Source organism: Paenarthrobacter sp. PPS72 (genome assembly GCF_048537125.1).
Lineage (GTDB): Bacteria > Actinomycetota > Actinomycetes > Actinomycetales > Micrococcaceae > Arthrobacter > Arthrobacter nitroguajacolicus_E.
In genome coordinates this window covers 1-264 of the sequence record NZ_JBLYIE010000032.1, presented here as the reverse complement: position 1 = coordinate 264, position 264 = coordinate 1, and the positions used below count along the sequence as shown (strand labels likewise).

Below are 264 nucleotides of genomic sequence, written 5' to 3'. Positions count from 1 at the left end.
CGTCGAGCTGGCGGACATGGCCAAAGGTGAACGCCCGCAGGAACGATCCCAACGTCGACGGGGCATATGCACCGGCGAAGAGTTTCTTCATCCCGCCGTGCCGCAACAAGGCCATGTCATCGATGGAATCGGCGCCCGCAACCATGCCCGCGACCAGTGCGCTGACCTTCAACCCTGCATTCGCGCCGAAGTATCCGGGCAGCGTCAGCCACTGATCAGCGAGTTCGCCAAGGCAGGTTTTCACCGCCAACGCCATCGCCGGGA

Annotated in this window: 1 pseudogene; it reads right to left on the bottom strand. The window is 63.3% G+C overall.

Going from position 1 to position 264, the window contains the following annotated elements:
* Positions 1 to 264 (bottom strand): annotated as a pseudogene (locus ACLRGI_RS14425) (IS1380 family transposase); the annotation flags it as partial.